We start from the raw sequence: 25,065 nt of genomic DNA, 5'->3' as shown, positions 1-25,065 counted from the left end.
CTTCTCTCCGGCCATCCATGGCCTCCGAAATTTTTTGGAAGCGCGCCCCAACCCGACCAATCATAGCCCCAGTAATAGTCAGACGGTTTCAGTCCCACCAGGACTTAATCTCCACTGACTATTACTCCGAGGCACGAACAGCGGGAGCGGGGTGTGGCCTCCCAAAAATGTGCGGAGCCATGGATGGCGGAGCAGAAGCGCCACAGGGATGTGCCGCAAGGAGCGGTTTTTGGGAGGCCACACCCCGCTCCCGTATACGCCCAAAGCCTCAGGCTAGGGGCCCAAGCTGACAAACCAAATCAAGCCCCGACGCGAAGCACGACCTTGCCGGTAGCCCGACGACCTGTCAGGGCGCCCAGGGCTTCCGCGTATTGCTCGAAATCGAACACCTCGCTGACCTTCGGGTCGATTTTGCCCTCAGAGTACATCTGCAGCAGCTCCATCATGTTCTGGGCACTCACCTCCGGCTCGTTGCGGGTAAAGGCACCCCAGAACACGCCGACCACAGAACAGCCCTTCAACAACGTCAGGTTGGCCGGCACTTTCGGGATGTCGCCGGCGGCGAAGCCGATGATCAGGTGGCGGCCATTCCAGGCCATAGTGCGCAGGGCCTGTTCGGTGAAGTCGCCGCCGACCGGGTCGTAGATCACGTCCACACCTTTGCCCTTGGTGAGCTTCTTCACCGCATCTTTCAGGGGCTCGTCGGTGTAGTTGATCAGCTCGTCGGCACCGGCATCCTTGGCGATGCGAAGCTTCTCGGAGCTGCTGGCCGCCGCAATCACTTTCGCCCCCATCGCCTTGCCCAGTTCCACCGCTGCCAGGCCAACGCCACCGCTGGCGCCGAGCACCAGAAGGGTTTCGCCGGGCTGTAGGTTTGCGCGCTGTTTCAGTGCATAGTAGGAGGTGCCGTACACCATCATAAAGCCGGCGGCTTTTTCATCCGGCATGTTGTCCGGTATCGGTAGCAGGTTGGATTCCGGGGCGACGACTTCTTCGGCAAAGGCACCGAAGCCAGTCAGGGCCGCTACCCGGTCGCCAGGCTTGAAGCGGGTAACTTTTTCCCCTACTTCGATTACTTCCCCGGCCAGCTCACCGCCCGGAGAAAACGGCATGGGGGGCTGCAGCTGGTACTTGCCTTCGATGATCAGGGTATCGGGAAAGTTCAGGCCGGCGGCTTTTACGCGGATTTTTACGCCCCGGTCGCCCATTTTCGGGCTGGGTACGTCTTCGATGACCAGTGTTTCGGCGGGGCCGTACTCTTTGCACAGAATAGCTTTCATGATCTCTCCTGATGGCGCCGCCGCACACAGGGGGCACCGTTGTTGTTCGGTATTTTATTGAGGGAGATCAAGCTAAACAGAGTTCCGGTATGAAGCAAATAAAGTTAGCTTATCGGACTTTATTAGCCAAGCTAATAACATCGCGTAAACCCTCCCACTTCAAGCACCTTGCGTTATCAACTGGATGAATCGCAGGCCATTTTCAGCTATGCTTCGCGCTCCCGTTCTGAATGCGTTTTTCGTCCACTTTCAGCCCCAGAGCCGGCCATGTTCGACATCATCTACACCCTTGAAATGATCGGCATTGTGGCGTTTGCCATTTCCGGCATGATTGTCGCGCGCTCGAAAAACATGGATCCGGTGGGGGTCTTTGCCATCGGCTTCATTACCGCACTGGGCGGCGGAACCCTGCGGGATCTGATCATGGACAACCATCCGCTTTACTGGATCAAGCACGAAGAGCAGCCGATCCTGATCCTGGCCATGGCTATTGTGTTCAGCTACTGGAGCCGGGCCCACAGCCTGAAAGAGTCCCGCATTGTGTTTCCGGATGCCATCGGGCTGGGTATTTTCTCCATCCTCGGCGCCCAGCTGGCGCTGGACCTTGGGCATTCGTGGTTTATTGCGTCCATGTTGGGGGTGATGACCGGGTGCTTTGGCGGCGCGCTTCGCGACACCCTGTGCAACGAAGTGCCGTTTATCTTCCGCAAAGACCAGATCTACGCCTCCATCGCGTTTGCCGGCTGCTGGCTCTATTTCGTCTGCCAGTGGTTCCTGGAAAGCGAGTCGCTCGCCCTGACCATCGGTCTGTCATTTATTGTCATTGTGCGAATGGCCGCCGTGCGTTTTGATATCCGTCTACAGAGAGATAACGCGGCTCACTGAACTGTCAATCATCCCTTGGCCTGAGGCCCGTGAGCCGGTAACATTGCCGTTTTTTCATCCAGTTCACGATTTCCGCACGTCAAAAGATTTTAAACTCCAACCCAGGCATCCTGAGAGGCAGACCCCCGTCATGCTTGAACGACTGTTCCAACTCCAGGCCCACGGCACTACTGTTCGTAAAGAAGTGGTAGCGGGCATTACCACCTTCCTGACCATGGCTTACATTATCGTGGTCAACCCCAGCCTACTTTCTTCCACCGGCATGGATTTCGGCGCCGTGTTCGTGGCGACCTGCCTGGCGGCGGTCATCGGCACCCTGATCATGGGCCTGTGGGCCAACTACCCCATCGCGCTTGCCCCGGGCATGGGCCTGAACGCGTTCTTCTCGTTCACGGTGGTTGGCAGCATGGGCTACAGCTGGCAGGTGGCGCTGGGGGCAGTGTTCCTGTCCGGCTTGCTGTTCTTCCTGCTGAGCATTTTCAAGGTGCGGGAATGGATCATCAATTCCATCCCCCTTTCACTGCGATTCGGCATTTCCGCAGGTATCGGTTTCTTCCTGGCCCTGATTGCCCTGAAGAATGCCGGCATTGTGGTAGATCATCCCGCTACCCTGGTCAGCCTGGGTGATGTGAAGGTACCCGAGGCCCTGCTGTTCTTTGCCGGCTTTGTGCTGATCTGTGCGCTCTCCTTCCGCCAGGTTACCGGTTCTGTGATGATCGGCATTATTGCTATAACCGCCGCCGCCATGATGCTGGGCATGGTGGAGTATCAGGGTATTGTGTCTGCACCGCCGAGCATCGCCCCCACCTTTATGCAACTTGACCTGGCCGGCGCCCTGAACGTTGGCATGATCAGCGTGGTCTTTGCCTTCCTGTTTGTAGACCTGTTCGACACCTCCGGCACCCTGGTGGGCGCGGCCCAGAAAGGCGGTTTGCTGGACAAGGACGGCAAACTGCCGCGCCTGGGCCGGGCCCTGATGTCTGACTCTGTTGCCACCATGTCTGGCGCCGCACTGGGTACATCCACCACCACCAGTTACGTGGAATCCACTGCCGGTATCGCGGCCGGCGGCCGCACCGGCCTGACCGCAGTTGTGGTCGCCCTGCTGTTCCTGGCTTGCCTGCTGTTCTCACCCATTGCCAGTGTGATCCCGCCCTATGCCACAGCCCCGGCACTGCTGTACGTGGCCTGCCTGATGGCCAGCGGGCTGAAACTGATCGACTGGGACGACATCACCGACACCGCACCGGCTATCGTGACCGCCCTGATGATGCCGCTGACGTTCTCCATCGCCCACGGCATTGCCCTTGGCTTCATCACCTATGTGGCGGTGAAAGCCCTGGCTGGCCGCTGGTCTGACCTGAACTGGAGCGTCACCGTGATTGCCGTCGTCTTCGTTCTGAAATTCATGTTCCTGGACCTGGCATAAGCCGGGTCCATACAGGTGAGTTATGGATTATTTTTCCGAAAGTATTAAAAAGGCCATCCGCACGGTACCGGACTGGCCCAAACCGGGGGTGTCGTTCCGCGACATCACCACGGTGCTGCAGGACAAAACAGCTTTTCGAAAGCTGATTGATGCCTTTGTACACCGCTACCACGGCCAGCATATTGATGCCGTGGCCGCCGTTGACGCCCGCGGTTTTATCATCGGCTCGGCCCTGGCCTATGAGCTGAACGCCTCGCTGGTGCTGGTGCGCAAGAAAGGCAAGCTGCCGTTCGACACCATGGTGGAAGACTACGAGCTGGAATACGGCACCGCGTCTGTCGAACTGCACAAAGATGCCTTCAAGCCCGGCGACAAAGTGGTGCTGGTGGACGACCTGATCGCTACCGGCGGCACCATGCTGGCCGCCACCCGGCTGATCCGCCGCATTGGTGCGGAAATTGTGGAAGTGGCCGCGATGATCGACCTGCCGGATCTGGGTGGCTCCCGCAAGCTGCAGGAAGAAGGCCTGCAGGTTTATACTGTGTGTTCATTCGACGGAGAATAACCACAGTTACAGGAGGCGACCATGCCCGATTATCAGCACCACTGGAAAGACGGTACCCCCGTTCACCTGCCCCTTGGCAAGATCGTGTGCATTGGTCGCAACTACGCCGAACACGCCCGGGAACTGAATAACCCGGTGCCGGACGAGCCGCTGCTGTTTATCAAACCCTCTACAGCAGCGGTTCATATTACCCGCCCGCTGGATTTCCCTCGCAATCAGGGCGCGGTGCACTTTGAAACCGAACTGGCGGTACTCATCGGCCGCCCACTCACCCATGCCTCCGAGAGCGAAGCTGAAGCTGCCATTCTGGGATACGGCCTGGCGCTGGACCTGACCCTTCGGGATATCCAAAGCAAGCTCAAGGAAAAGGGCCAGCCCTGGGAACGGGCCAAGGCCTTTGACGGCGCCTGCCCGCTCTCGCCTTTCGTGCCCGCCGACAAACTTCCGAAGGACAACATTCACTTCACCCTGGACATTAACGGCCAGCGCCAACAGACCGGCGACACCCGTGATATGCTGAACCCCATCGTACCGCTGATTGCCCACATGAGCAGCCAGTTCACCCTGCGACCGGGGGACGTGGTGCTGACCGGAACCCCGAAAGGCGTTGGCCCGCTGGAATCCGGCCAGACCCTGTCGCTGGAACTGGAAGATCTGCTGTTTGTGGAAACCACAGTGGTCTGAAATGCCTGCCTGAACGCATATTCAGGCACATCATCAGTTTCAGGGAACACCCAGCACCATGGCGAAGAAACCGGTAACCTCACGCACAGGTCGATTCTTCAAACTGGCCGGCATGACCGCCTCGGTGGCCGGCCAGTACGCTGGCCAAAGGGCACGGCGTATGTTCCGCACCGTGGATGACGAAAGCGCCCGCAGCGAAAGCTACACCCGCATGGCCGACGAGATTGCCGATACCCTGGGCGAGCTCAAGGGCGCCGTCATGAAAGTGGGCCAGATTGCCTCCCAGACCCAGGACTTCCTGCCCAAGGAGTTCTCCCAGGCACTGGAAAAACTCCAGAAAGAAGCCCCACCCATGCCCTTCGAGGTGATTCTGGAGCAGGTGGAAAGCGAGCTGGGCAAGCCCGTGGGCGAGTTGTTCGAATACCTTCAGGAAACACCCTACGCTTCCGCTTCCATCGGGCAGGTGCACCGGGCCCGTCTGCACGACGGCACTGACGTGATCGTAAAAGTTCAGTACCCCGGCGTGGATGAGTCCTGCGACTCAGACCTGAAACAGCTGCGCCTGGCCCTGAAACTGGGCGGCCTGCTGAAAATGCCAAAGGAGACCGTGGACCAGCTGTTCGGCGAAATCCGCCTGCGCCTGAAAGAAGAACTGGATTACGAAAACGAAGCCCGCAACCTGAAACTCTTCCACGACTTCCACAAAGACCAGCCGTGGGTACTGATTCCGGAAGTGATCGACAGCCACTCCACCCGCCGGGTACTGACCCTGGAACTGGTGGAAGGCGACCACGTCAGCAAGGTCACCCCCGAACGCTACAGTCAGGAAACCCTGAACGACATCGGCCACCGCATCTTCACCATCATGGCCGACCAGCTGTTCCGCTTCCAGTGCATCCACGGCGACCCACACGCTGGCAACTTCGCCTACCGGCCGGACGGGACGATCATCATGTATGACTTTGGCTGCGTGAAGAAACTGAAGCCGGAGATTGTAGAAGCCTACCGCAAGGCACTGATTGCCGCGCTGGATGAAGACTACCAGGCGCTGGACGAATATCTGATTGATCTGGGCGCCCGCGTGGATAACCAGCCGGCGGTAGACGAAGCCTACTACGCCATGTGGCGCGACATACTGATTATTCCGTTCCTGAACGATGAACCTTACGACTTTGCCGAGGCAGACATCCACAAGCACGTCGCGGCGAAAACCAGTACGGTGTTCAAGTATCTGGATTACTTCAAGCCGCCAGTGGAAAGTATCTTTATTGACCGGATGATTGCGGGGCATTACTGGATACTGAAAAGGCTGGGCGTACAGGCCGCGTTCAGAAATGAACTGGAGAAATACCTCCGAGGTTGAGCCTTGTGATGGGCCCCGGCCCCCAGCACAGCCCTGTTGCGGGATAGACCTTCCAAAACACGCTCCTTGCGGCACATCCATGTGACGCTTGGGCTCCGCCATCCATGGCTCCGCACAGTTTTGGAAGGTCTATCCCGCAACAGCGCTCCAAACTTGGGAGCTAGCCCAGAGAGCGAACCCATTCATTCAAACCATCGCTGGCACCTTTCCGGATCACTCTGGCACGTGAAACCGAGGCTGGTTCTCCCGGATCAATCACGGTGATGGGCACATCGATGTCCACTTCGTAGACCAGCCCGGCGGCCGGGTATACCTGTAGTGGCGTTCCCACAATCAGTAACTGGTCTGCCGTGCGAACCACTTCTGCAGCGGCATCCAGCATCGGCACTTCCTCACCAAACCAGACAATGTGTGGGCGAAGCTGGGCACCGAGGTCACAGGTATCACCGGGCTTGATGTCGTTGTAGCCGATATCGTAGATCAGCTCAGGATTCACCGAGCTGCGCGCCTTGGTGAGCTCGCCGTGCAGGTGCAGCACATTGGAGGAGCCGCCCCGCTCGTGCAGGTCATCCACGTTCTGGGTGACTACGGTAACCCGGTAGCGGTTTTCCAGTTCGGCTAGCAGGCGGTGGGCAGGGTTCGGCTGGACCGACAGCAACTGCCGGCGGCGTTCGTTGTAGAACCGTAACACCAGGTCTCGGTTACGCTCGAACGCCTCCGGTGTCGCCACATCGTACACACTGTGCTGCTCCCACAACCCGCCGTTGTCACGGAAGGTGGAGAGGCCGCTTTCGGCGCTGATGCCAGCGCCGGTGAGTACTACGATGTGCTCTTGCATCAGTCGAAGATCTTGCCCGGGTTGATGATACCGTTGGGGTCGAACACCTGCTTGATACCCTTAAGATAGGCGATTTCCGCCTCGCTGCGGGTGTAATGCAGGTAGGGCTTCTTGGTCATGCCCACGCCGTGCTCGGCAGACACACTGCCCTGGTAACGCTCGACAATTTCGAACACCCACTTGTTCACCTGCTGGCACTTCTCGAAGAAGTCTTCCTTAGCCATGTCTTCCGGCTTCAGGATGTTCAGGTGCAGGTTGCCGTCGCCGATGTGGCCGAACCAGATGATTTCGAAGTCCGGGTAGTGTTCGGTGACGACGTCGTCGATTTCCTGCAGGAAGCCCGGCACCTTCGATACCACCACAGAAACATCGTTCTTGTAGGGAATACGCGGGGCGATGGACTCGGAGATCCGCTCCCGCAGCTGCCACAGGTTCCGGGCCTGGGTTTCGCTCTGGCTGATCACACCGTCCAGCACCCAGCCTTCTTCTACGCAGTGCTCGAACAGGGACATGGCATCGTCCATCACCTGGTCAGACACCGCCTCGAATTCCAGCAGTGCGTAGTACGGCGCTTCGGTCTCGAACGGGGCCTGTACCTGGCCGTGGGCCAGTACGTGGTTCATGGCCTGGTGGGAGAAAAATTCGTAGGCGGTCAGGTCCAGCTTGCTCTGGAACTTCTGCAGCACATCCATGGTGTTGGTCAGGTCGCCCAGGCCCAGAACCAGTACCGTGAGGTTATCCGGCTGGCGGGTAAGCTTCATGGTGGCTTCGGTAATGAAGCCCAGGGTGCCCTCGGCGCCGATAAACAGGTGGCGCAGGTCGTAGCCGGTATTGTTCTTTTCCAGGTCCTTGTTCAGGTCCAGGATATCGCCCTTGCCGGTGACCACTTTCAGGCCGGCTACCCAGTCGCGGCTCATGCCATAGCGGATCACCTTGATGCCACCGGCGTTGGTAGACAGGTTGCCGCCCAGCTGGCTGGAACCGGCAGAGGCGAAGTCCACCGGATAGTACAGGCCGTTTTCCTCGGCGAAGTTCTGCAGCTGTTCGGTCACCACGCCCGACTGACAACGCACCGTGCGGTCGCTGGCATTGAATTCCAGAATCTGGTTCATGTTATCGAACGCCACTACCACCTCGCCGTTGGCGGCAACGGCGCCGGCGCTCAGGCCGGTACGCCCGCCGGAAGGCACCAGGGCCACCTTGTGCTCGTTGGCAAACTTCACCACGGCCTGCACCTGCTCGGTGGTCTTCGGCAGTACGATCGCCAGGGGCTTGGGCGGATGGATTTTGGTCCAGTCCTTGCCATAGGTGTCCAGGTCGGCCGGATCGGTCAGAACCTTGCCCGGGGCGTCGCCGGTAGCCACCAGCTCTTTAAGGGAAGCAATGATCTGTTCGGAATTCATGGGTGTGTCTGTCTCTCAGGTTGGTCCGCGCGTGGTCAGAAGGCGTTCACAAAGAATTGATTCAGGCAAACCGGCGCGCTGTGAAAATCTCCGTTTATGGTATCATACCGCCCCTGTTCTGTGAGCCGGGTTGACGATCCCCGGCCGCGGTCATTTCACGTGACGAAAGGTTCGGAAGCTAGCCCATGTCAAATACGTCTCTCGAAAAGAGCAAAATCCGGATCCTGCTGCTGGAAGGCGTGCATCAATCTGCCATTGATACCCTGAACGCTGCGGGTTACACCAACATCGAGTACCTGACCCATTCACTGGGCGAGGAAGACCTGATCGAGAAGATTGCCGATGCGCACTTCGTCGGTATCCGGTCTCGCACCCAGCTGACCGAGAAAGTATTTGAAGCTGCCAAGAAGCTGGTGGCTGTGGGCTGTTTCTGCATCGGCACCAACCAGGTGGACCTGCAGGCTGCAACCCGCCGTGGTGTTGCCGTTTTCAACGCACCTTTCTCCAACACCCGTTCCGTAGCCGAGCTGGTTCTGGCCCAGGCCATCCTGCTGCTGCGTGGCGTGCCCGAGAAGAGCGCCAAGGCGCATCGGGGTGAGTGGATCAAGTCCGCCAAGAACAGCTACGAAATCCGCGGCAAGAAGCTGGGCATCATCGGCTACGGCAACATCGGTACCCAGTTCAGTGTCCTGGCCGAGAGCCTGGGCATGGACGTGTATTTCTACGACGTGGTTTCCAAGCTGTCGATCGGTAACGCCACCCAGGTGGGCACCCTGCAGGAACTGCTGAACATCGCAGACGTGGTTTCCCTGCACGTGCCGGAAACCCCGGCCACCAAGTACATGTTCAAGGCCGAGCAGTTCGCCCAGATGAAGCCTGGCTCCATCCTGATGAACGCTTCCCGCGGCACCGTCGTCGACATCGACGCGCTGGCCGACGCCCTGCGCTCCGGCAAGCTGCTGGGTGCTGCGGTAGACGTATTCCCGGTTGAGCCGAAGTCCAACGATGAAGAGTTTGTGTCTCCGCTGCGCGAGTTCGACAACTGCATCCTGACTCCGCACGTGGGTGGCTCCACCATCGAAGCCCAGGAAAACATCGGCCGTGAAGTGGCTGAGAAGCTGGCCATGTACAGCGACAACGGCACCTCTGTGTCTTCCGTGAACTTCCCGGAAGTCGCCCTGCCTTCGCACCCGAACCAGCACCGCCTGCTGCACATTCACGAGAACGTGCCGGGCGTGATGTCCGAGATCAACCAGGTGTTCTCCGAGAACAGCATCAACGTGTGCGGCCAGTACCTGCAGACCAAGGAAGATATCGGCTACGTAGTCGTGGATGTCGACAAGGCCTACGGCGAACTGGCCCTGGAAAAACTGCGTCAGGTGAAAGGCACAATTCGCTGCCGCGTTCTGTTCTGACCCGGTTTTCACCAGCCGTAAAAAAACCCCGCAGGCTTTCGCCTCCGGGGTTTTCTTTTGCGCTGGGAGCGGAGAATTACTGCTCCATCGGCACCAGCGTCAGCTCAACGCGACGGTTCTGCTCACGGCCGGCTGAGGTATCGTTAGAAGCAACCGGGTAGCGCTCGCCATAACCGGTCGCACGGGTACGGCGCGGCTCGATGCCCTGGTTCAGCAGGAAGTCCCGCACTGAAGAAGCACGGCGCTCACTCAGCAGCTGGTTGTAGCTGTCGGAACCGGTGCTGTCTGTGTGGCCTTCAATCTGGATGATGGTCTTGTCGAACTCTTTCAGCACCAGGGCGACAGACTCCAGGGTGCCGGTAAAGCCGGAACGGATGCTGGACTGGTCTGTGTCAAAGGTGATGTTGCCAGGCATAACCAGCTCGATCTGGTCGCCATTACGGACGACGCGAACACCGGTGCCTTCCAGCTTCTGACGCAGCTGCGCTTCCTGGCGGTCCATGTAGTAACCGATACCACCACCGACAGCCGCACCACTGGCAGCGCCGATCAGGGCACCCTTGCCGCGATCACTGCTGCTGGATGTAGCCGCACCCACGACAGCACCGCCCAGGGCACCGATAATGCTGCCCTTGGTGGCGTTAGAGGTTTTCTCTTCGCCGGTGTACGGGTCGTACGTCATGCAGCCACTCATACCAACGGTGGCAACTGCGAAAGCAAGGATTGTCTTCTTCATGGTTTTCTCCTGCGTCGGTTTTTCTTGCGGCCCTGCCAGATCCGGCGCCGGCCATTTCATTCCGAGAATGTTTCAATAATGGTGTTAAACACCGTAGCCTGCAAATCCTGGGCTTCGTTTACCAGATGATGACGACCATCCGGGATCCTTCGTTCCCTCACAGAGGAAAATTTATTGCGGATAATGCGCAGATTGTGCTGCCAGTCTACGGTGGTGTCTTTCTCGCCCTGCACCACGGTAACCGGAAAATCCACCGGCCTGGCCGACTCGATGTGCGGCACCCATTTTTTCAGGGCCGTTACCCAATCAACGTGCACCGCGCGGGCCTGGAGCGGGTCATGCTCCCGCAAAAACTGCAGAAACCGCGTATTCCCGCTGTTTTCGTTAAAGGCTCGCTTCCATCGGGTCAGAAACGGTTTGACCACACTGTGCAGCACTCTGGCACCTAACCAGCCCATGGGCCGAACGAGGGGCGCCAGCAGGACCACTCTCCGGAATGCGGAGGTGTCCTGATCGTGGTGGTTGGACAGCAGGTAGTCAATCAGGATCGCCCCACCAGTACTCTGGCCCACAGCAAACCAGGGCCCGCGCACCATGTCTTTCACCTCGGCCATGACCTCAGACAACACCGCCTGGTATTCCAGGAAACTGCCAATGGCTGCCGGTGTACCGCTGGACAGCCCGTGCCCGGGCTGGTCGTAGGTCAGCACGTCAAAACCGGCGCCCAGGCAACGGTCAATCAGCTGGGTATACAGCCCCACGTGGTCAAAATAACCATGCAGGATGAACACCGTGCCCTTGCTCCCTGCCGCCTCCGGCAGCCGGAAGTAATGCACCATGACTTCGTGCCGGTCTGCCTTTACGTAGCCCTGATGGTAAGCCACCTCCGGGTGCTCCACCCAGAGATCCAGGCCGTAAAAACGGCAATAGGCTTCCATCTCAACACTGAGGTCCCGGCGCTCGGCCGGGTCGAAAGGCTCCAGACGCTCCAGCAGGGAATGTCTGTCCCAATTCGGTATTTCTATGGTATCTGTTTTCCAGTACACGTAGAGTTAAACGCCTGTCATGAATCAATAATTGACCGTCATCCTAACCCATTCACGAGGGAGAACACAGATGTTCCAGCCGCTTCTTGAGGCAGGGTTACGCCAGACCATGCACCGCCTGGTGCGCCCCATGCTCTCGAATGCTGTACCGCTGTCACTGCAACGCCGGCTGGTTCGCCAGGCCTATCGCAGCTCGGTTCCTCCCCGTGATGTCCGCTTCCGCAAAGACGACCTTGGTAATGTGCCGGTACTGAGGGCTACGCCGGCGCAACCGGCAATAGGCACCATCCTGTACCTGCACGGAGGTGGCTATATCATCGGCTCGGCCGCCACCCACAGAGGCATTGCCGGGCACCTGGCGAAGCTGAGCGGTTGTGAAGTGATCGTTCCGGATTACCGGCTGGCACCGGAACACCCCTACCCGGCCGCACCGGATGACGCAGAATCGGTTTACCGGGCACTGCTGAGCCAGGGCATTCCGGCAAGCTCGGTGGCGCTGGCGGGCGATTCGGCCGGGGGTGGGCTGTCGTTAGTCCTCGCCATGCGCCTGCGGGACCAGAACAAGCCGTTGCCGTCTTCCATCACCTGTTTTTCCCCGTGGACCGACCTGACCCAGCAACAGCTCTACCAACCGGAATGCGAACCGGTCTTGCACGCCAGCTGGACCAAAAATGCAGCCCGCCTGTATGGCGGCCACACACCCCTGACCAATCCGATGATTTCACCGGTGTTCGGTGATCTGACAGGCCTGCCACCGCTGCTCATTCAGGTGGGCAGCCAGGAAATACTACTGAATGATGCCACCCGGCTGGTGGCAGTGGCCAAGCGCGACGGTGTGGACACTACGCTGGAGATCTACAACAGCCTGTGGCATGTGTTCCAGGTACACAGCGGCCAGCTGGACCGAGCCACCGAAGCCGTGGCCGTGGCCGCCGACCATATCAGGCGTCATCTGGCAGACTGACTTCGCCCTTCAGGAGCGCTTCTTTTCGAACCCGGGGCCAGCGTTTTACCTGCCATTCCAGTTTCGAGGCCCGGCTGCGATCGCCGGCCGGGGCCTGGAACTCCAGGGTCAACGGGCCTTTACCTCGCAAGCTGCGGGCCCCCTTGGGCGCACCGGCCTGATGCTCGGCGAAGCGCCGCCCAACGTCGGTGGTAATTCCAGTATACAGCGCACCAGAGGCGGTACGCACCAGGTACAGAAACCAGCCCTCAGCCATGTCCCAGCGCCTGCTCCCGTTGTTTCACTTTTTTCTGCTGCAGCCAGAGCCCGGCAATAATCAGCACCAGCCCCACGTAGGTGGATGGCAGAATCACCTCGCCCAGAATGAAATAGATAAACACCAGTGATAAAAACGGGGAGATGAAGATCAGATTACTCACTTTCGACGTATTTTCCGCCTTTTTCATGGCCTGGGACCAGAGCACAAAGGCAATCCCCATCTCGAACACCCCCACGTACAGGGCCGCTGCCAGCGAGCCACCTAAAGGAAATTCCAACCCGACGGTATACCAGCACACCAGGGCGATCACCGGCAGGCCAAACAGGAAATTCAGGAACAGGCCAACTACAGGGTCACGGGTGTCCCGGGTGGCAATAATCCAGTAAGACGCCCAGACCACCGTACTGCCCAGCGCCAGGGAGACCCCCAGCGGGTCTGAAAAACTCAGAGAGGTAACCGCCCCGCGAGTGGCAATCACCACTACCCCGGCATAGCACACCAGCCCGGCCAGGATATCGATACGGCGCAGCTTCTGGCCCAGGAACGGCACAGACAGATACGCCAGCACCAGCGCCCAGGTGTAGTTCAGAGGCTGGGCCTCCTGGGCCGGCAACCGGTCAAAGGCGCCGAACAACAGGAAATAATACAAGCAGGGATTGATCAGCCCCATGCCGATAGACTGAAGGTACTGGCGGCGGGAAAGCTGGAACACCTCCTGCCAGCGTCCCATGATCACCAACGCTCCACCCATCACCACAATGGAGGCGGCACAGGCCACCAGCAGCATCTGCACCGGCGCCAGGTCCGCCAGGGCCAGCTTGAACGCCGTAGCCACGGTAGACCAAAGCAATACAGTACCCAGACCAAACAACATGGCCTGCTTCTGGTTTTTCATGAATTCTGCTCCGGATTGGTTTCGAGCCAGCGATAGAGTGTCCGCCGGTTAATACCGAGGATCTGTGCAGCACGGCGCTTGTTGCCATCAACCGCCGCCATCACCTTGCGCACATAGTCCTGCTGCAGGGCTTCCAGTGTAGGCCATTCCGGGATGTTATCGGCCACAGGGTCGGCCGGGGGCGCCTGAAGCGAACTTTGCCGCTTGCGAATCCGCTCTGGCAGATGCTCCGGCTGGATGGTGTCGCCATCACAGAAGGTCACCGCCCGTTCAATGGCACTGGACAACTCCCGGACATTTCCCGGGAATGGATAGTCCCGGAGCACCCGGAGGGTGACATCACTGAACTTGATGAACCCCCGGTTGTGTCGCCGGCAGGCTTCTTTCAGGAAGTGCATGGCCAGCATTTCCACGTCTTCATCCCGGTCCCGCAGTGGCGGCACCTGCAGCGCTAGGGTTTCCAGACGGTAGTACAAATCTTCCCGGAACAGCCCGCCTTCAACGGCCTTCATCAGGTTTACATGGGTAGCCGCCAGAATGCGTACATCCACGGTTTCTTCGTGATCCGCCCCGACCGGCTTGATGGCGCCTTCCTGCAGCACCCGCAGCAGCTTGGCTTGCAGTGACAGCGGCATTTCACCGATCTCGTCCAGCAGCAAGGTACCACCACTGGCTTCGGCAAACAGGCCTTTGCGGGCCTGGCGGGCGCCGGTAAAGGCGCCAGCTTCGTGGCCGAAAAACTCGCTTTCCATCAGGTCTGGCGGAATGCCGGCGCAGTTCACCGCCAGGAACGCCCTTTCCGCCCGGTCACTCTGAGTGTGAATGGCACGGGCTACCAGTTCTTTACCGGTGCCGCTCTCACCGTTAATAAGCACCGCCGCCTGGCTGCGGGCCACCTGGCGAATTTCACCCCGAAGGCGCTCCATGGCCGGGCTGTCACCCACCAGCCCCATATTCTGTTCACCCTGCTGGCGGGACTGGATTTCAGCCAGTTGCCGGTTCACATCGGCCTGTGCCAGCAATCGTTTGATTTTCAGCCGCAAATGGTCGGTCGACAACGGCTTGGTGAGAAAGTCATCCGCTCCCGCCTTCAAGGCCTCAACCGCCTGGTCTACGGTGCCAAAGGCGGTGACCACAATAAAAGGGATGCCGGGGTGCTCGGCCTGCTGAAAGGCCAGCACCTGCATACCGTCGCCATCGGGCAGCCGCAGATCCGACACGATCAAGGCCGGCCGCTGTTGCTGCAACAGCCCCCGGGCCTCTTGCACAGTGGCGGCACGTTCGACGGCATAGCCATCCATTTCCAGCTCCTCGGCCAGGAGCTGGCCCAGGCTGGGATCATCTTCCACCAGCATAAGGGTGGCAGCTGTTGCAGACATCATTCGGACTCCTTGGGGAAATACAGGCTCATGCGGCAGCCACCCAGCTCACAGCTGCCCACATCCACCCGGCCTCCGTGTTCTTTCAGCACACTGCTGACTACTGCCAGCCCGAGCCCCGTGCCTTCACCGGCGGCCCGGGTACTGTAGAAGGGCTCAAAAATCTGAGCCCGTTGCGGCGCCGGAATGCCGGGGCCATCGTCTTCCACCCGCACTTCCCAGCAGTCGCCGGCATCGTGGGCAGACACCCGTAACCGTGACTGTGCAGACTGGCAGGCGTTGCGAATCACATTCAGACAAGCCAGCCCCACCCGCAAAGGCTCCGCCCGTACCGGCATAGCCGCATCAAGGCCTTCGGTTTCCAGGGTTCTGGCTGCGCAGCGGTTATCGTCCGCCACCCGCTGCATCACATCCGCCAGCACCGAAGACAAATCCAGTGGCCTGCGGGAATCGGGTACATGCCGGAAACAATCCAGCAATTGCTGGATAATGGCGGTCATACGGCTGACCTGGTGCTCAATATCGGTCAGGTGGCGTTGCTGGTCCTCCGGCAAGCCCGAGCGGGCAAGGATTCGGGCCCGGCCCTGAATCACATTCAGCGGTGCCCCCAGTTCGTGGGCCACCCCGCCGGCAACCCGGCCGATCATGGCAACTTTTTCCTGATACTCCAGCTGCTCGGCCAGCGCCCGCTCCCGGGCAATACGACCCTCGATTTCCGATTCGGCGCCCGCCATCCGGCGGCCCAGCTCGAGAATGCCTTTGTGTATCTGCCGGATTTCCCGGGGGCCGGGCGGTGGCACCGCCAATACCCATTGGCCGGGCGCAAGGCCTCCCATGTTTTCCAGTAAACGGTTCACATGCCGGCCAACGGTCCGGTAATGGCCGAGTACAACCACAAGGATGATGATGGCCGACAAGGCCGACCAGATACTCACTGCCCACCATCGGGATGAGGCGACCAGGTCATGGAAATCGCTGCGCTGGCGGGTAACCTGGAGCAGCCCCTGTATACGGCCGTCCTCGCCCACCAGCGGGGTGAATTGGGAAAACACCGATTCGCCGTCGACCCGGCGGAAGGCTCCCCCCAGTTCACCGCTGGTGATTACCTTCTCCGCACTGGCGCTGTTGGTGACATCTGAATCCGCCACCCCCAGGCTGGCCACCCGGTTACCGGCATCATCAAACACCGAGGCCCCGGAAATGCGGCCGATCTGGAAAATGGATTTCAGGGACTCCCCCAAGACCAGCTCGTCACCCTGGGACAGGGCATTGGCAACCGGCCCGGTGACGGCGCGGGCGACCAGTTCGAGGTCTTCCCTGAGCCGGTCATTCAGGGCCCGCTCCACCGCCCCCAGCCCGATGTAGATGGCGATGCCACTGAATAAGAGCAGGGGCACAACGATACTCAGCACCAAAGTCAGCTGCAGGGAGCGGAATAAATCCCGGAAGCGCCGGCCAAGGGAAACCATAAACCTGTCCTTCGTAAGAAGTGTCACACCATTTTTGACACATGTGGCATTTTGCCACAACCCAAGTTACCCACTTGTAATGGCAGACAAAAAATAAGCGACTGATTTAAAAGAACATTATTAGATTTGAAAAAGTTGGCACGGCGACTGCAACACACTGACCGTCATTCACTGAAATCGGGGAACACCAAATTCTTCCCCCGACCCGTTAAAGCGAAAGGAGCCTGACCTATGAACAAGCTACTCGTATCTGTAACCGCATCCCTGGCACTTCTGGCCGCAGCACCCGCGATGGCACAGCAGAACCAGCAAGAGCCGGCAGCCCAGCAGACCCAGAGTCCCGGCTATTCTGACCCGGCCGCAGCGGGCACCCAGGACACCAACTTCAGCGATGCCCAGCTGAAAGACTTCATCGAAGCCCAGGAAGGTGTCATGGAAGTGCGCGAAGAGTACATCCAGAAGATCGAAGCGGCGGACTCCCAGCAGAAAGCCCAGGAACTGCAGATGGAAGCCAACGACAAAATGGTTTCCGTGATTGAAGACGTAGGTATCGACATCCCCACCTACAACTCCATCGCAACCGCCTACAGCAGCGAGCCGAAAGTTCGCAACCGTGTTGACGCCCTGATGTAAGCAAACCCGCATCCGGTTCGTCAGTTGCCCCGCCTTTGCGGGGCTTTTTCGTTTCAGTGCAGCATCAAAGGCCGGGAGATCATTCTGACCCCCTCAGCCGCACAGATCTCCGCAGCACGGGCCGTCAAATCAGAAATAAACCGGGTCTGATCCCGCGGCTCCAGCGGATAAGCCTTCAGGCGGTACTTCATACCGGTGTCGCCGGCGGACACAGCCACTACCACCGGCTGATGGGTCTTGGTCAGCGGACAGGCATAGATGGTGTCGCGAAAAAGCGATTGCATGCGCGCCACATCGTGGTTCGGGTCCAGATAAACCTCAGCCACGCACATCAGGTTATCGGTACCGTCGTTGCCGTTGGCCAGCAAAGTGTTCCACAACAGGCTGTGGGGAATCACGATGACCGTGTCATCCAGGGTGACAATCTCTGCTGCCCGGGTGCCGATGGAGCGCACCTCGCCATACTCGCCGTTCACTTCAATCCAGTCGCCGGGCCGGTAAGGCATTTCGTACAGGGTGACGATGCCGGCAATCAGGCTGTTGGCGTAGTCTTTGAAGGCAAAGCCCAGGGCCAGGCCCAGGGCACCGAAGATCGCCACCATATTTTCGAATGATGGCTCCACCAGAACCGGCACCACCATGGTGATGGTGAGGATGATAATCAGCAGCCGCAGCAGCGGCACAGACGCCAACAGATACAGCCGGGGCTTGCCGGACAGTTTGCCGGCCACTGCCGGCAGCAGCTTCTGCACCACGAGAATCAGCAGCGACGCTATCACCACCAGGATAGCGGCTTCCAGCAAGGCTTCAGAGGTTATGGATGACAATGCACCCTTGATATCCAGATCGCCCATCATAGCCTCCTAGAAACCGTCGACCGGGTAACCCCGGGACTGCAGATATTTACGCACGGCGGGATAGCCCAGAGGAGTAACCCTGAACGCGCCTGCGGTGTCGCCCTGCGTGACCAGGTCGGCACGCTGGAACCGCGCCAGCGACAAGCTGATCTCCTGCCCCGGCAAGCCGGTCACCAGTTGTAACTGTTCGGAGGTCAGCCCGTTGTGCAGCAACAAGGCATGCAGTATATGCCCCGGTTGCCGGCCGTCGCTCTGGGGAACCGCCGGCAGGCTCAACTGCTCCAGCGGCGCTACCCAGCAGCTCGGGCCGTTGGCAGGAATATCTTTCCTCTCTTCTTTATCGCCGTTCTCGGTGTCTTCCTCGGCCCTGGCCCTGAGGGTTCTTTGCCAGATAGCATGGGCAACCCCGCGGTTGCCCCGGGCCATGGTGGCCAGGTCCCGGGCGAAGTCGCTGTACTTGCGTTCACAACCCTCCTCCGGAGCCGGCAACACATACAGGCCATCGTTGGTCATGCGAGCGGTGAGCGGCCCACCCGCCGTACCCGACGCCAGGAAAGCCAGCCACCGGGTAAGCCGGTCATCCGTCAGGGGCGCGACCGTCAGCGGCGCCACATGCAATTCTGGCAGGTACTGCACCCAGAACTGCCAGCACCAGCTGGAACATCCCACCATGCCCTTGCCGGCACCCTCCATTGCCACCCGGGCAAAGAACTCTTTCAGCAAGCCCATGCCAGACCGATGCCTGAGCCAGAAATCCGCAAGCTCCGGTACCACCCAGTCATCGCCCGCCAGCTGCTCATCCCACCAGCCGGAGATGTCTTTCTCCGCCATCAGCAGGTTATCCGGGGGCGAGATCACCCGCAGTCCGCTGGCGCGCAAAGCCCCCTGAATACCGGAAAACGGCGGCGCAACAACAAAACTCACCTGCCGGTTGTGGGTGCCCCCTTGCCGCAGTGATGCCAGGCATTCATTGATCGCCCCGGCCAGCTCTCCGGCCTCCGGCTGCGGTGCGTAACGGCCAAGCTTTGCATGGGACAGTGCCGGCAGGTCGTCCAGGCTCTCGAAGGCCTGGTCCTCCGGCGTCATCCCGGCGCGCAATTGCTGAAGGATATCCCGCAAGCCACTGCGTAAGGTCTTTTGCACAGAGGTTTCCGGGGTTTTCCATTGGTCCAGCGCAATCAACCCGCCGGGCAGGCAGGGGTTTTCCTGAGCGGTCTCGGATGTCAAAGATGCTACTCCAGCCAGATTATTCGGGAACCAGCCAGGTGATCGAAGACGACCACCCCAACCCGTTTTCGCCCTGCAGTTCGTCCATCATCGCCGCAAAGCGTTGCTCAAAGCCCCAGGGCGGATTCACCACCAGCATACCTGAGCCAACCATGCCCCGCTCCGGCGGCGTATCCAGCATCACTTCGCTACGCAGAACCTTACGCACTTCACCGCCTTTCAGGGCAGAAACCAGCTGCTCCTGCAAGCCACTGGTCAGTATCGGATACCAGACAAGATAGACCCCATGGCGGCACTTTTTCCATGCCTTGGTGAGGGTTTCGGCCACTGAGGTGTAATCACTTTTGATTTCGTAGGAGGGATCAATCAGCGTCAGCAGCCGAGGCTGGGGCGGCGGCAGTTTCTGCAGCAAACCTTTCAGGCCGTCTTGCTGCACCACACGAACTCCCGCATCCCGGGCCCAGCCAGCCAGTTGCTGGCCCTCGGTAGGGTGCAGTTCAAAGGCGGTGACCGTATCGGCATCACGGGCAAAGCCCGCCAGCCAGGCCGGCGAGCCGGGATACGTTTCCAGCTCACTGTTGCCAGGATTTTCGCTTGCCAGAACCTCCAGCATGGGCTGCCAGTCCGGCGACGACAGGCTGTTCCGTAACCGCCACAGCCGCTGTACACCGGTGTCCGCCTCGGCGGTTTTTCGGGCGCGCTCACCGGTCAGGTCGTAAACCGCACTGCCGGCATGGGTATCAAAACAGGCAATAGGTGTTTTCTTGGCCTGCATCATGGCCAGCGCCAGGGTTAATGCGGCATGTTTCTGTACATCCGCAAAGTTGCCGGCGTGGAAGGCGTGAAGGTAACTCAGCATATCGGGCTCCTGCTTTCAGGTGCCCATTAAGCACCAGCGGCAAGCCACAGGCAACTCCGGCAGACGGTTAAGCCACGCCGAATGTCCTGCTATGCTTGCGGGCCTGACCACGGGAGGAAAAACATTGTCCAGCCAGAACAAAGCAACGGTTGACCAGCTTTACAGCCTGATCGCCAACGAAGAAGACGCACGGGTCTGCAAAGACATTCCGGAGGATGCCTGCAGGGAAGTGCCCCGTAACTTCTTCCTGATTCTTTTCAGTAACGTACTGACCAAGCTCGGCGACTTGCTGATCAGCCCGAAAACCGTGCTGGCCTGGCTGATGAGCGCCGTTGGCGCGCCGGCCCTGGTGGCCTGGCTGGTACCCATCCGGGAGTCCGGCTCTATGGTGCCGCAGATGGTGATTGGCGCCTGGGTTCGCCGCAAAGCCGTGCGCAAGTGGTTCTGGACCCTGGGCAGCTTTGGCCAGGCGGTCAGCGTAATGGCCATGGCGGCCAGTGTGTGGTTTCTGGAAGGCTACGCGGCCGGCGGTGGCATTGTTGCGGCGCTGGTTGTGTTCTCCCTGGCCCGGGGCTTCTGCTCGGTTTCCATGAAAGACGTTCAGGGCAAATGCATTCCGAAAACCCGCCGGGGCCGGCTGTCCGGCCTGGCCAGCACTATTGGCGGTACCGCCACCGTTATCCTGACCGGGCTGCTGTTCTGGGACCGGGGCGACCCCACCATTGGCTTCTACGCCATGCTGCTGATGCTGGCCGCAGCACTGTGGATTATCGCCGGCTTTCTGTTTGCCGGAGTTGAAGAGTATCCGGGCGAAACTTCCGGTGGCGCCAATGCCCTGCCGGAGGCATTCCGCAGCTTGTCCCTGCTGCGGGACGACGCTCCGTTCCGTAACTTTGTCATCACCCGGGCCCTGCTGTTGTGCTCCGCCCTGGCCTCTCCCTACTTCGTGGTGCTGGCCCAGAAAGAATCCGACATCGGCTGGATGCTGGGCGTCTTCCTGCTGGCCAGCAGCCTGGCCAGCTCACTCAGTGCCAGCTTCTGGGGCTGGGCGGCCGATGTATCCAGCCGACGAGTGATGATCCGCGGCGCGGCCATGGCCAGCGGTATTTGCCTGGTGGTGGGTGTGCTCGCCCTGATCTTCGGCCCCGGCTTCGGCGGCGCCTGGTTCTACCCGATTGCCTTCTTCGTGTTGAGCATTGCCCACGCCGGCGTGCGCCTTGGCCGGAAAACCTACCTGGTGGACATGGCCGGTGGCAACAAACGCACCGACTATACCTCGGTAAGCAATACCGTAATCGGGCTGCTGTTACTCGTTACGGGTGCCTTCACCGCAGCTATCTCGATGATTTCCGATGTGGCGGTGATTATTGTGCTCGGGCTGATGGGGCTGGCGGGGATGTTCAGTGCCTTACGGCTGGAGGAAGTGACGGAGGAGTGACTGTTTTTCTTCGGTGAAATGGAAAGGGCCGGCGGGTGCCGGCCCTTTGAGTTGATAGTCACTCACTGACTTAAGGCTGGGCCACCTCCTCTTTAGAGGCACAGACGCCATAGGTATTGTATTCATCCAGGGCCGTAAGCAGTTCAAACTCGCCGCTCACGATTTCAACCGCATCAAACCGTTTCGATGTCTGAAATACCAGGAAACCGACTTCGTTCCCGCCCAGTAAACCGGAAAGCCCCAGCAAATCGAGATCAGCGCCTACTTCACCATTGGTCTGTTCCTGAATCTCACCGTCTAGCAAAGTCCGAACCTGCAGGCCTCCGTTCGACAACAAGTCTAGCTGAAGCACTTGTGCCGCTTCAGCCAGCGAAACACCAATAACGTTTTGTCCCGGGTAGGCAAATCCTGACGTTGCAGCGACTCGCAGACTGACGTTAGAAAGTCCCAACAGGTTAGTATTTGAAATGGTAGCGAAGTTGTTCAGATCATCATCAACTACGTTGTTCTCCCCAACCACGTCGCAAAGCAGACCACCGGTCAACAAAAGACAATCTGAAACATCCTTGGATGCCTGAGCCTGGATATCCTCATCACTGGCCAGCATGGGCGAGAACTGCTCACCAACACCACACGAAAACTCAACGTCATTCACCAGGTCACAGACATCACCGATGCCGTCGCCGTCCGTATCAGCCTGGTCCGGATTGGCAACCAGCGGGCAGTTATCCTCGGGCAGGCCGATCAGGTTGGTATCGTTAATTCCGTCACCATCGGTGTCTTCATCACAGGCATCGCCAATGCCATCGCCGTCCAGATCCGACTGGGAGGGATTGACGACATCCGCGCAGTTGTCCCAGGGCGTGCTGCCATCAGCCCTCAGGTTCGGAATGCCATCGCCGTCGGTATCGACCGCCTCGCTGCACATGGCCTCATCATTGCCTTCCACATACGGGCAGGCATCCTCGTCATTGAGAAAGCCGTCGCCATCGATATCGTCATCACAGGCATCACCTACGCCATCACCGTCCAGGTCCGCCTGATCCGGATTTGGCACCAGCGGGCAGTTGTCACCCTCGTCCGATGCCGCTATTACTGCAAAGCTGCCATCGTCATTCCGGACCTTGTCTTTAACGCCATCACCATCAGCATCTGTGTCACAGGCGTCGCCATACAGGTCACGATCAGCATTTTCCTGGTCCGGGTTGGGAATGGTCGGGCAGTTATCTTCACCATTCGGCACACCATCGCCATCGATATCCGTTGACGACGCAATGCGGGCATCGCACGCATCGTCGATACCATCGGCATCGGCATCAACCCCGGAATTTCGGGTATTCGGGCAGGAATCCTCGTTATCAGGGATGCCATCCCCATCAGCATCCACCGCTCCACCGGTGCCGCCATCGCCCTGCTCCCCGGTTTGCTGCCCCGAGCCATCCTCAAACGACACACGGCTACCACTGTCGGACTTACACCCGGCTACGGCCAGAAACGCCGTAACCATCAAAATCAAAGGCCAGTTCAGATTGTTCAGTCTCATTTCCAAATTCCTTCTTGCTATCACTTAGAAACCACGTTGAATTCGACTCGGCGATTGCGCTCGCGGCCTTCCTCGGTATCGTTACTGCGGATCGGGCGGGCTTCGCCATAGCCTTCGGCACTCAGCTGTTCCGGAGCCACACCCAGGTCAAGCAGGTAGTTGCGCACGGCGTCTGCCCGCTGCTGTGAGAGTTGCTGGTTGTAGCTTTCAGCCCCCACGCTGTCGGTATGGCCGGCCAGCTCTACCTTAAGGTCTGGCTGTCCTTTCAGGGCCTCGGCGGCGGGAATGAGGATGTCGCGTGCGTTGGCGGTCAGCCGGTTGGAGTTGAACTCGAAAGTCACCCCCTGCAATACCACAGACTGGGCCTTGTCGGTTTCAACGCAGCCAACGGCGTTCACTTCCAGGCCTTCCAGGGTGTTGGGGCACTGGTCTACCCCATCCACAACGCCGTCTTTGTCGGAATCCGCGAGCTGTTGCTCTACCACCACCGGCTTTTCAACAACGGTCGTTTTTTCCACGATACGGGTGCGAGTAGCGCCGATTGGAATGGTCAGGCCGACACTCAGGTGAATGTCAGATAATCCGTCGTCGTAGGAATCCCACAGGTAACGGACGTCGCCCCGCACACGCAGGCCAGACTCGGTAAAAGGGGAGGTGATGAGGCCGAGGGCGGCATTGGCATAGCCGGCAAATTCGCTGGCCGGGTTGTCAGCTACATCGTTACGGGACAGGCCACCACCAACGGATACATACGGCGTGAAGGATTCGCTGTCGAAAAACCGGTAGCTCAGGTCCGCTCCCAGGGTTTGCTGGTAGTAATCCGTTGCGCCGGTAACACCCGTCTCGATAATTCCGGAGAACAATTGAGGCTCAAGCCACCAGTGCTTACCGAAACGGTGACTGTAAATGCCCCGCAAACCGCTGCCGTACTCATCAGTCCTGTCACTGTCGGGCTCAATGTAAGCCCCCAGCACTGACACTTCACTTTCGTGCTTGACCGCATTCGCTTGCACTGCCGTCGCTGCCATCGCGGCGCACAGCCCTGCAACCGATACCGCCAGAAGTTGCTTTCTTGCCATGTGAACACTCCTTTTCCTTTAGCCCTGCCAGTTACACAAAAGAAACAAACTGCCTCTGTTTCTTGGCAGTTTGGGCCAGCTACTGGCGTATTAACTTGGCATTTTATTCACATATTGTTGTCATTTTTGCCAACCATATACTGAACTAACAGTGATCCACTTTATCGTATGGACTTATTTATGTTGAAAGCCAATGGTTTAGCTGAAATTCAGGCCTGAGGTCGCCGTGCTTACAGGCCGATGGACCGGAGGGAGATTTTGCAATTTTTTACATTTTGGCCGAGCAAGGAGCCCAAAGAGAGGTGCAAAAGACTGCCTTGCGCCCCGAAGGGCGTCTGGACAAAAGGCGCAAAGCTTTCAGGGAAAGAAGAGGAATGGATTAAATAGTCTTGCCGTCGTTCAGGGCCAGGGCACCCTTTACGATGCGATAGATCACCCAGATCGAGATACCGAGCAGAATAAACCAACCGATGATCAATGGGGTGGTGATAATACCAATCACCGTCCACAACAGCCCAATCCAGAAGGTGCGGATTTGCCAGCGGAAATGGCTTTCGATCCAGCTGCCACGTACATCATCCAGCTTCACGTAATTGACGATGACGCCAACCAGGCCGGTGATGCCGCCGAGAAAAAAGGACAGGGCCTGAAGGATGTAAACCACGACCGCCAAGTTGCGGCCAGGCTCCGGCTGACGTTCATTGCCGTTGGGGTTTGCGGGAATAAATTCGGGTTCAGCCAAGGTGATAACTCCGGATCAGGACTTTTCCGCAGTCTACCACAGCCCTTTCGCAGCCGGCCTCGGGGTTTTTGCGGACC

Annotated in this window: 24 protein-coding genes; 9 read left to right on the top strand and 15 right to left on the bottom strand. The window is 59.1% G+C overall.

What is annotated here, in order from left to right; all coding sequences use genetic code 11:
* Positions 1 to 299: 299 nt before the first annotated feature.
* Positions 300 to 1,280 carry an NADPH:quinone oxidoreductase family protein gene (locus H3Z84_RS14930; RefSeq protein ID WP_199458010.1) on the bottom strand — a complete coding sequence of 327 codons (981 nt, stop codon included), beginning with the start codon at positions 1,278 to 1,280 and terminating at the stop codon, positions 300 to 302.
* A 267-nt stretch (positions 1,281 to 1,547) separates the two neighbouring features.
* Here H3Z84_RS14930 and H3Z84_RS14925 point away from each other — a divergent pair, with 267 nt between their 5' ends.
* The 5 genes from H3Z84_RS14925 (at position 1,548) to H3Z84_RS14905 (ending at position 6,206) form a co-directional block, all read left to right on the top strand.
* Positions 1,548 to 2,165 carry a trimeric intracellular cation channel family protein gene (locus tag H3Z84_RS14925; RefSeq protein WP_094623856.1) on the top strand — a complete coding sequence of 206 codons (618 nt, stop codon included), beginning with the start codon at positions 1,548 to 1,550 and terminating at the stop codon, positions 2,163 to 2,165.
* A 130-nt stretch (positions 2,166 to 2,295) separates the two neighbouring features.
* On the top strand, positions 2,296 to 3,594 hold the full coding sequence (locus tag H3Z84_RS14920; protein WP_199458009.1) for an NCS2 family permease: 1,299 nt from the start codon (positions 2,296 to 2,298) through the stop codon (positions 3,592 to 3,594).
* A 22-nt stretch (positions 3,595 to 3,616) separates the two neighbouring features.
* Positions 3,617 to 4,159, top strand: coding sequence for an adenine phosphoribosyltransferase (locus H3Z84_RS14915; RefSeq protein ID WP_022989975.1), 543 nt, complete (start codon positions 3,617 to 3,619; stop codon positions 4,157 to 4,159).
* Positions 4,160 to 4,180: 21 nt separating this feature from the next.
* Complete coding sequence (locus H3Z84_RS14910) at positions 4,181 to 4,843, top strand: fumarylacetoacetate hydrolase family protein (RefSeq protein WP_199458008.1); 663 nt, start codon at positions 4,181 to 4,183, stop codon at positions 4,841 to 4,843.
* A gap of 58 nt (positions 4,844 to 4,901) precedes the next feature.
* Entirely contained in the window at positions 4,902 to 6,206 is a 1,305-nt protein-coding gene (locus H3Z84_RS14905; RefSeq protein ID WP_199458007.1) for an ABC1 kinase family protein, read from the top strand.
* A 160-nt stretch (positions 6,207 to 6,366) separates the two neighbouring features.
* On the opposite strand, the gene H3Z84_RS14900 is transcribed toward H3Z84_RS14905, so the two are convergent.
* Positions 6,367 to 7,044 carry an SIR2 family NAD-dependent protein deacylase gene (locus H3Z84_RS14900; RefSeq protein WP_199458006.1) on the bottom strand — a complete coding sequence of 226 codons (678 nt, stop codon included), beginning with the start codon at positions 7,042 to 7,044 and terminating at the stop codon, positions 6,367 to 6,369.
* On the bottom strand, positions 7,044 to 8,447 hold the full coding sequence (locus tag H3Z84_RS14895) for an FAD-binding oxidoreductase (protein ID WP_199458005.1): 1,404 nt from the start codon (positions 8,445 to 8,447) through the stop codon (positions 7,044 to 7,046). Before H3Z84_RS14895 ends, H3Z84_RS14900 begins: the two co-directional genes overlap by 1 nt.
* A gap of 185 nt (positions 8,448 to 8,632) precedes the next feature.
* Between H3Z84_RS14895 and serA the strand changes: the two genes are divergently transcribed.
* Positions 8,633 to 9,862, top strand: a complete 1,230-nt coding sequence (gene serA, locus H3Z84_RS14890) for a phosphoglycerate dehydrogenase (RefSeq protein ID WP_022989980.1) — start codon at positions 8,633 to 8,635, stop codon at positions 9,860 to 9,862.
* A 76-nt stretch (positions 9,863 to 9,938) separates the two neighbouring features.
* Here serA and H3Z84_RS14885 read toward each other — a convergent pair whose 3' ends face one another.
* Together H3Z84_RS14885 and H3Z84_RS14880 are read right to left on the bottom strand one after the other, a co-directional pair.
* On the bottom strand, positions 9,939 to 10,598 hold the full coding sequence (locus H3Z84_RS14885; RefSeq protein WP_199458004.1) for an OmpA family protein: 660 nt from the start codon (positions 10,596 to 10,598) through the stop codon (positions 9,939 to 9,941).
* Between the two features lie 56 nt (positions 10,599 to 10,654).
* Entirely contained in the window at positions 10,655 to 11,644 is a 990-nt protein-coding gene (locus H3Z84_RS14880; protein WP_199458003.1) for an alpha/beta hydrolase, read from the bottom strand.
* A gap of 70 nt (positions 11,645 to 11,714) precedes the next feature.
* Here H3Z84_RS14880 and H3Z84_RS14875 point away from each other — a divergent pair, with 70 nt between their 5' ends.
* Positions 11,715 to 12,608 (top strand): alpha/beta hydrolase, encoded by an 894-nt coding sequence (locus H3Z84_RS14875; RefSeq protein WP_199458002.1) that lies wholly within the window; start codon positions 11,715 to 11,717, stop codon positions 12,606 to 12,608.
* On the opposite strand, the gene H3Z84_RS14870 is transcribed toward H3Z84_RS14875, so the two are convergent.
* Genes H3Z84_RS14870 through H3Z84_RS14855 form a run of 4 tightly spaced genes read right to left on the bottom strand, consistent with a single transcriptional unit; the run spans position 12,586 to position 16,610 of the window.
* Positions 12,586 to 12,864 (bottom strand): GIY-YIG nuclease family protein, encoded by a 279-nt coding sequence (locus H3Z84_RS14870; protein ID WP_058341381.1) that lies wholly within the window; start codon positions 12,862 to 12,864, stop codon positions 12,586 to 12,588. The genes H3Z84_RS14875 and H3Z84_RS14870 overlap by 23 nt on opposite strands.
* Complete coding sequence (locus tag H3Z84_RS14865; RefSeq protein WP_199458001.1) at positions 12,857 to 13,762, bottom strand: DMT family transporter; 906 nt, start codon at positions 13,760 to 13,762, stop codon at positions 12,857 to 12,859. Before H3Z84_RS14865 ends, H3Z84_RS14870 begins: the two co-directional genes overlap by 8 nt.
* A complete protein-coding gene (locus tag H3Z84_RS14860) occupies positions 13,759 to 15,144 on the bottom strand; it encodes a sigma-54-dependent transcriptional regulator (protein WP_416226250.1) in 1,386 nt (461 codons plus the stop codon). Before H3Z84_RS14860 ends, H3Z84_RS14865 begins: the two co-directional genes overlap by 4 nt.
* Positions 15,141 to 16,610, bottom strand: a complete 1,470-nt coding sequence (locus H3Z84_RS14855) for an ATP-binding protein (RefSeq protein ID WP_199458000.1) — start codon at positions 16,608 to 16,610, stop codon at positions 15,141 to 15,143. Before H3Z84_RS14855 ends, H3Z84_RS14860 begins: the two co-directional genes overlap by 4 nt.
* Positions 16,611 to 16,841: 231 nt before the next feature.
* Between H3Z84_RS14855 and H3Z84_RS14850 the strand changes: the two genes are divergently transcribed.
* A complete protein-coding gene (locus tag H3Z84_RS14850) occupies positions 16,842 to 17,243 on the top strand; it encodes a DUF4168 domain-containing protein (RefSeq protein ID WP_199457999.1) in 402 nt (133 codons plus the stop codon).
* 53 nt (positions 17,244 to 17,296) lie between these two features.
* On the opposite strand, the gene H3Z84_RS14845 is transcribed toward H3Z84_RS14850, so the two are convergent.
* The 3 genes from H3Z84_RS14845 to H3Z84_RS14835 are packed head-to-tail and all read right to left on the bottom strand — an operon-like array spanning position 17,297 to position 20,186.
* A complete protein-coding gene (locus tag H3Z84_RS14845; protein ID WP_199457998.1) occupies positions 17,297 to 18,097 on the bottom strand; it encodes a mechanosensitive ion channel family protein in 801 nt (266 codons plus the stop codon).
* A 9-nt stretch (positions 18,098 to 18,106) separates the two neighbouring features.
* Complete coding sequence (locus H3Z84_RS14840) at positions 18,107 to 19,327, bottom strand: hypothetical protein (protein ID WP_199457997.1); 1,221 nt, start codon at positions 19,325 to 19,327, stop codon at positions 18,107 to 18,109.
* Positions 19,328 to 19,346: 19 nt separating this feature from the next.
* On the bottom strand, positions 19,347 to 20,186 hold the full coding sequence (locus tag H3Z84_RS14835) for a 23S rRNA (adenine(2030)-N(6))-methyltransferase RlmJ (RefSeq protein ID WP_199457996.1): 840 nt from the start codon (positions 20,184 to 20,186) through the stop codon (positions 19,347 to 19,349).
* Between the two features lie 124 nt (positions 20,187 to 20,310).
* Between H3Z84_RS14835 and H3Z84_RS14830 the strand changes: the two genes are divergently transcribed.
* Positions 20,311 to 21,624 (top strand): MFS transporter, encoded by a 1,314-nt coding sequence (locus H3Z84_RS14830; RefSeq protein ID WP_227508296.1) that lies wholly within the window; start codon positions 20,311 to 20,313, stop codon positions 21,622 to 21,624.
* Positions 21,625 to 21,694: 70 nt separating this feature from the next.
* On the opposite strand, the gene H3Z84_RS14825 is transcribed toward H3Z84_RS14830, so the two are convergent.
* The 3 genes from H3Z84_RS14825 to H3Z84_RS14815 all read right to left on the bottom strand — a co-directional run bounded on the left by H3Z84_RS14825 (position 21,695) and on the right by H3Z84_RS14815 (position 24,988).
* Positions 21,695 to 23,167, bottom strand: coding sequence for a thrombospondin type 3 repeat-containing protein (locus tag H3Z84_RS14825; protein ID WP_199457995.1), 1,473 nt, complete (start codon positions 23,165 to 23,167; stop codon positions 21,695 to 21,697).
* 20 nt (positions 23,168 to 23,187) lie between these two features.
* A complete protein-coding gene (locus tag H3Z84_RS14820; RefSeq protein WP_199457994.1) occupies positions 23,188 to 24,246 on the bottom strand; it encodes an OmpA family protein in 1,059 nt (352 codons plus the stop codon).
* Between the two features lie 379 nt (positions 24,247 to 24,625).
* A complete protein-coding gene (locus H3Z84_RS14815) occupies positions 24,626 to 24,988 on the bottom strand; it encodes a DUF4870 family protein (protein ID WP_199457993.1) in 363 nt (120 codons plus the stop codon).
* Positions 24,989 to 25,065: the final 77 nt, after the last annotated feature.

The sequence above is a fragment of the Marinobacter sp. bablab_jr003 genome, from assembly GCF_016464245.1.
GTDB classification, from domain to species: Bacteria; Pseudomonadota; Gammaproteobacteria; order Pseudomonadales; family Oleiphilaceae; genus Marinobacter; species Marinobacter vinifirmus.
Note: the sequence above shows the minus strand (reverse complement) of the source record. Positions and strands in the feature narration are given on the sequence as shown.

Excerpts from the sequence above, each read along its gene's own strand:
- H3Z84_RS14835 (WP_199457996.1), bottom strand. The coding sequence starts at position 20,186 with ATGCTGAGTTACCTTCACGCCTTCCACGCCGGCAACTTTGCGGATGTA.
- serA (WP_022989980.1), top strand. The coding sequence starts at position 8,633 with ATGTCAAATACGTCTCTCGAAAAGAGCAAAATCCGGATCCTGCTGCTG.
- H3Z84_RS14895 (WP_199458005.1), bottom strand. The coding sequence starts at position 8,447 with ATGAATTCCGAACAGATCATTGCTTCCCTTAAAGAGCTGGTGGCTACC.
- H3Z84_RS14920 (WP_199458009.1), top strand. The coding sequence starts at position 2,296 with ATGCTTGAACGACTGTTCCAACTCCAGGCCCACGGCACTACTGTTCGT.
- H3Z84_RS14845 (WP_199457998.1), bottom strand. The coding sequence starts at position 18,097 with ATGGGCGATCTGGATATCAAGGGTGCATTGTCATCCATAACCTCTGAA.
- H3Z84_RS14855 (WP_199458000.1), bottom strand. The coding sequence starts at position 16,610 with ATGGTTTCCCTTGGCCGGCGCTTCCGGGATTTATTCCGCTCCCTGCAG.
- H3Z84_RS14930 (WP_199458010.1), bottom strand. The coding sequence starts at position 1,280 with ATGAAAGCTATTCTGTGCAAAGAGTACGGCCCCGCCGAAACACTGGTC.
- H3Z84_RS14875 (WP_199458002.1), top strand. The coding sequence starts at position 11,715 with ATGTTCCAGCCGCTTCTTGAGGCAGGGTTACGCCAGACCATGCACCGC.
- H3Z84_RS14915 (WP_022989975.1), top strand. The coding sequence starts at position 3,617 with ATGGATTATTTTTCCGAAAGTATTAAAAAGGCCATCCGCACGGTACCG.
- H3Z84_RS14900 (WP_199458006.1), bottom strand. The coding sequence starts at position 7,044 with ATGCAAGAGCACATCGTAGTACTCACCGGCGCTGGCATCAGCGCCGAA.
- H3Z84_RS14870 (WP_058341381.1), bottom strand. The coding sequence starts at position 12,864 with ATGGCTGAGGGCTGGTTTCTGTACCTGGTGCGTACCGCCTCTGGTGCG.
- H3Z84_RS14850 (WP_199457999.1), top strand. The coding sequence starts at position 16,842 with ATGAACAAGCTACTCGTATCTGTAACCGCATCCCTGGCACTTCTGGCC.
- H3Z84_RS14825 (WP_199457995.1), bottom strand. The coding sequence starts at position 23,167 with ATGAGACTGAACAATCTGAACTGGCCTTTGATTTTGATGGTTACGGCG.
- H3Z84_RS14820 (WP_199457994.1), bottom strand. The coding sequence starts at position 24,246 with ATGGCAAGAAAGCAACTTCTGGCGGTATCGGTTGCAGGGCTGTGCGCC.
- H3Z84_RS14925 (WP_094623856.1), top strand. The coding sequence starts at position 1,548 with ATGTTCGACATCATCTACACCCTTGAAATGATCGGCATTGTGGCGTTT.
- H3Z84_RS14865 (WP_199458001.1), bottom strand. The coding sequence starts at position 13,762 with ATGAAAAACCAGAAGCAGGCCATGTTGTTTGGTCTGGGTACTGTATTG.
- H3Z84_RS14860 (WP_416226250.1), bottom strand. The coding sequence starts at position 15,144 with ATGATGTCTGCAACAGCTGCCACCCTTATGCTGGTGGAAGATGATCCC.
- H3Z84_RS14885 (WP_199458004.1), bottom strand. The coding sequence starts at position 10,598 with ATGAAGAAGACAATCCTTGCTTTCGCAGTTGCCACCGTTGGTATGAGT.
- H3Z84_RS14905 (WP_199458007.1), top strand. The coding sequence starts at position 4,902 with ATGGCGAAGAAACCGGTAACCTCACGCACAGGTCGATTCTTCAAACTG.
- H3Z84_RS14910 (WP_199458008.1), top strand. The coding sequence starts at position 4,181 with ATGCCCGATTATCAGCACCACTGGAAAGACGGTACCCCCGTTCACCTG.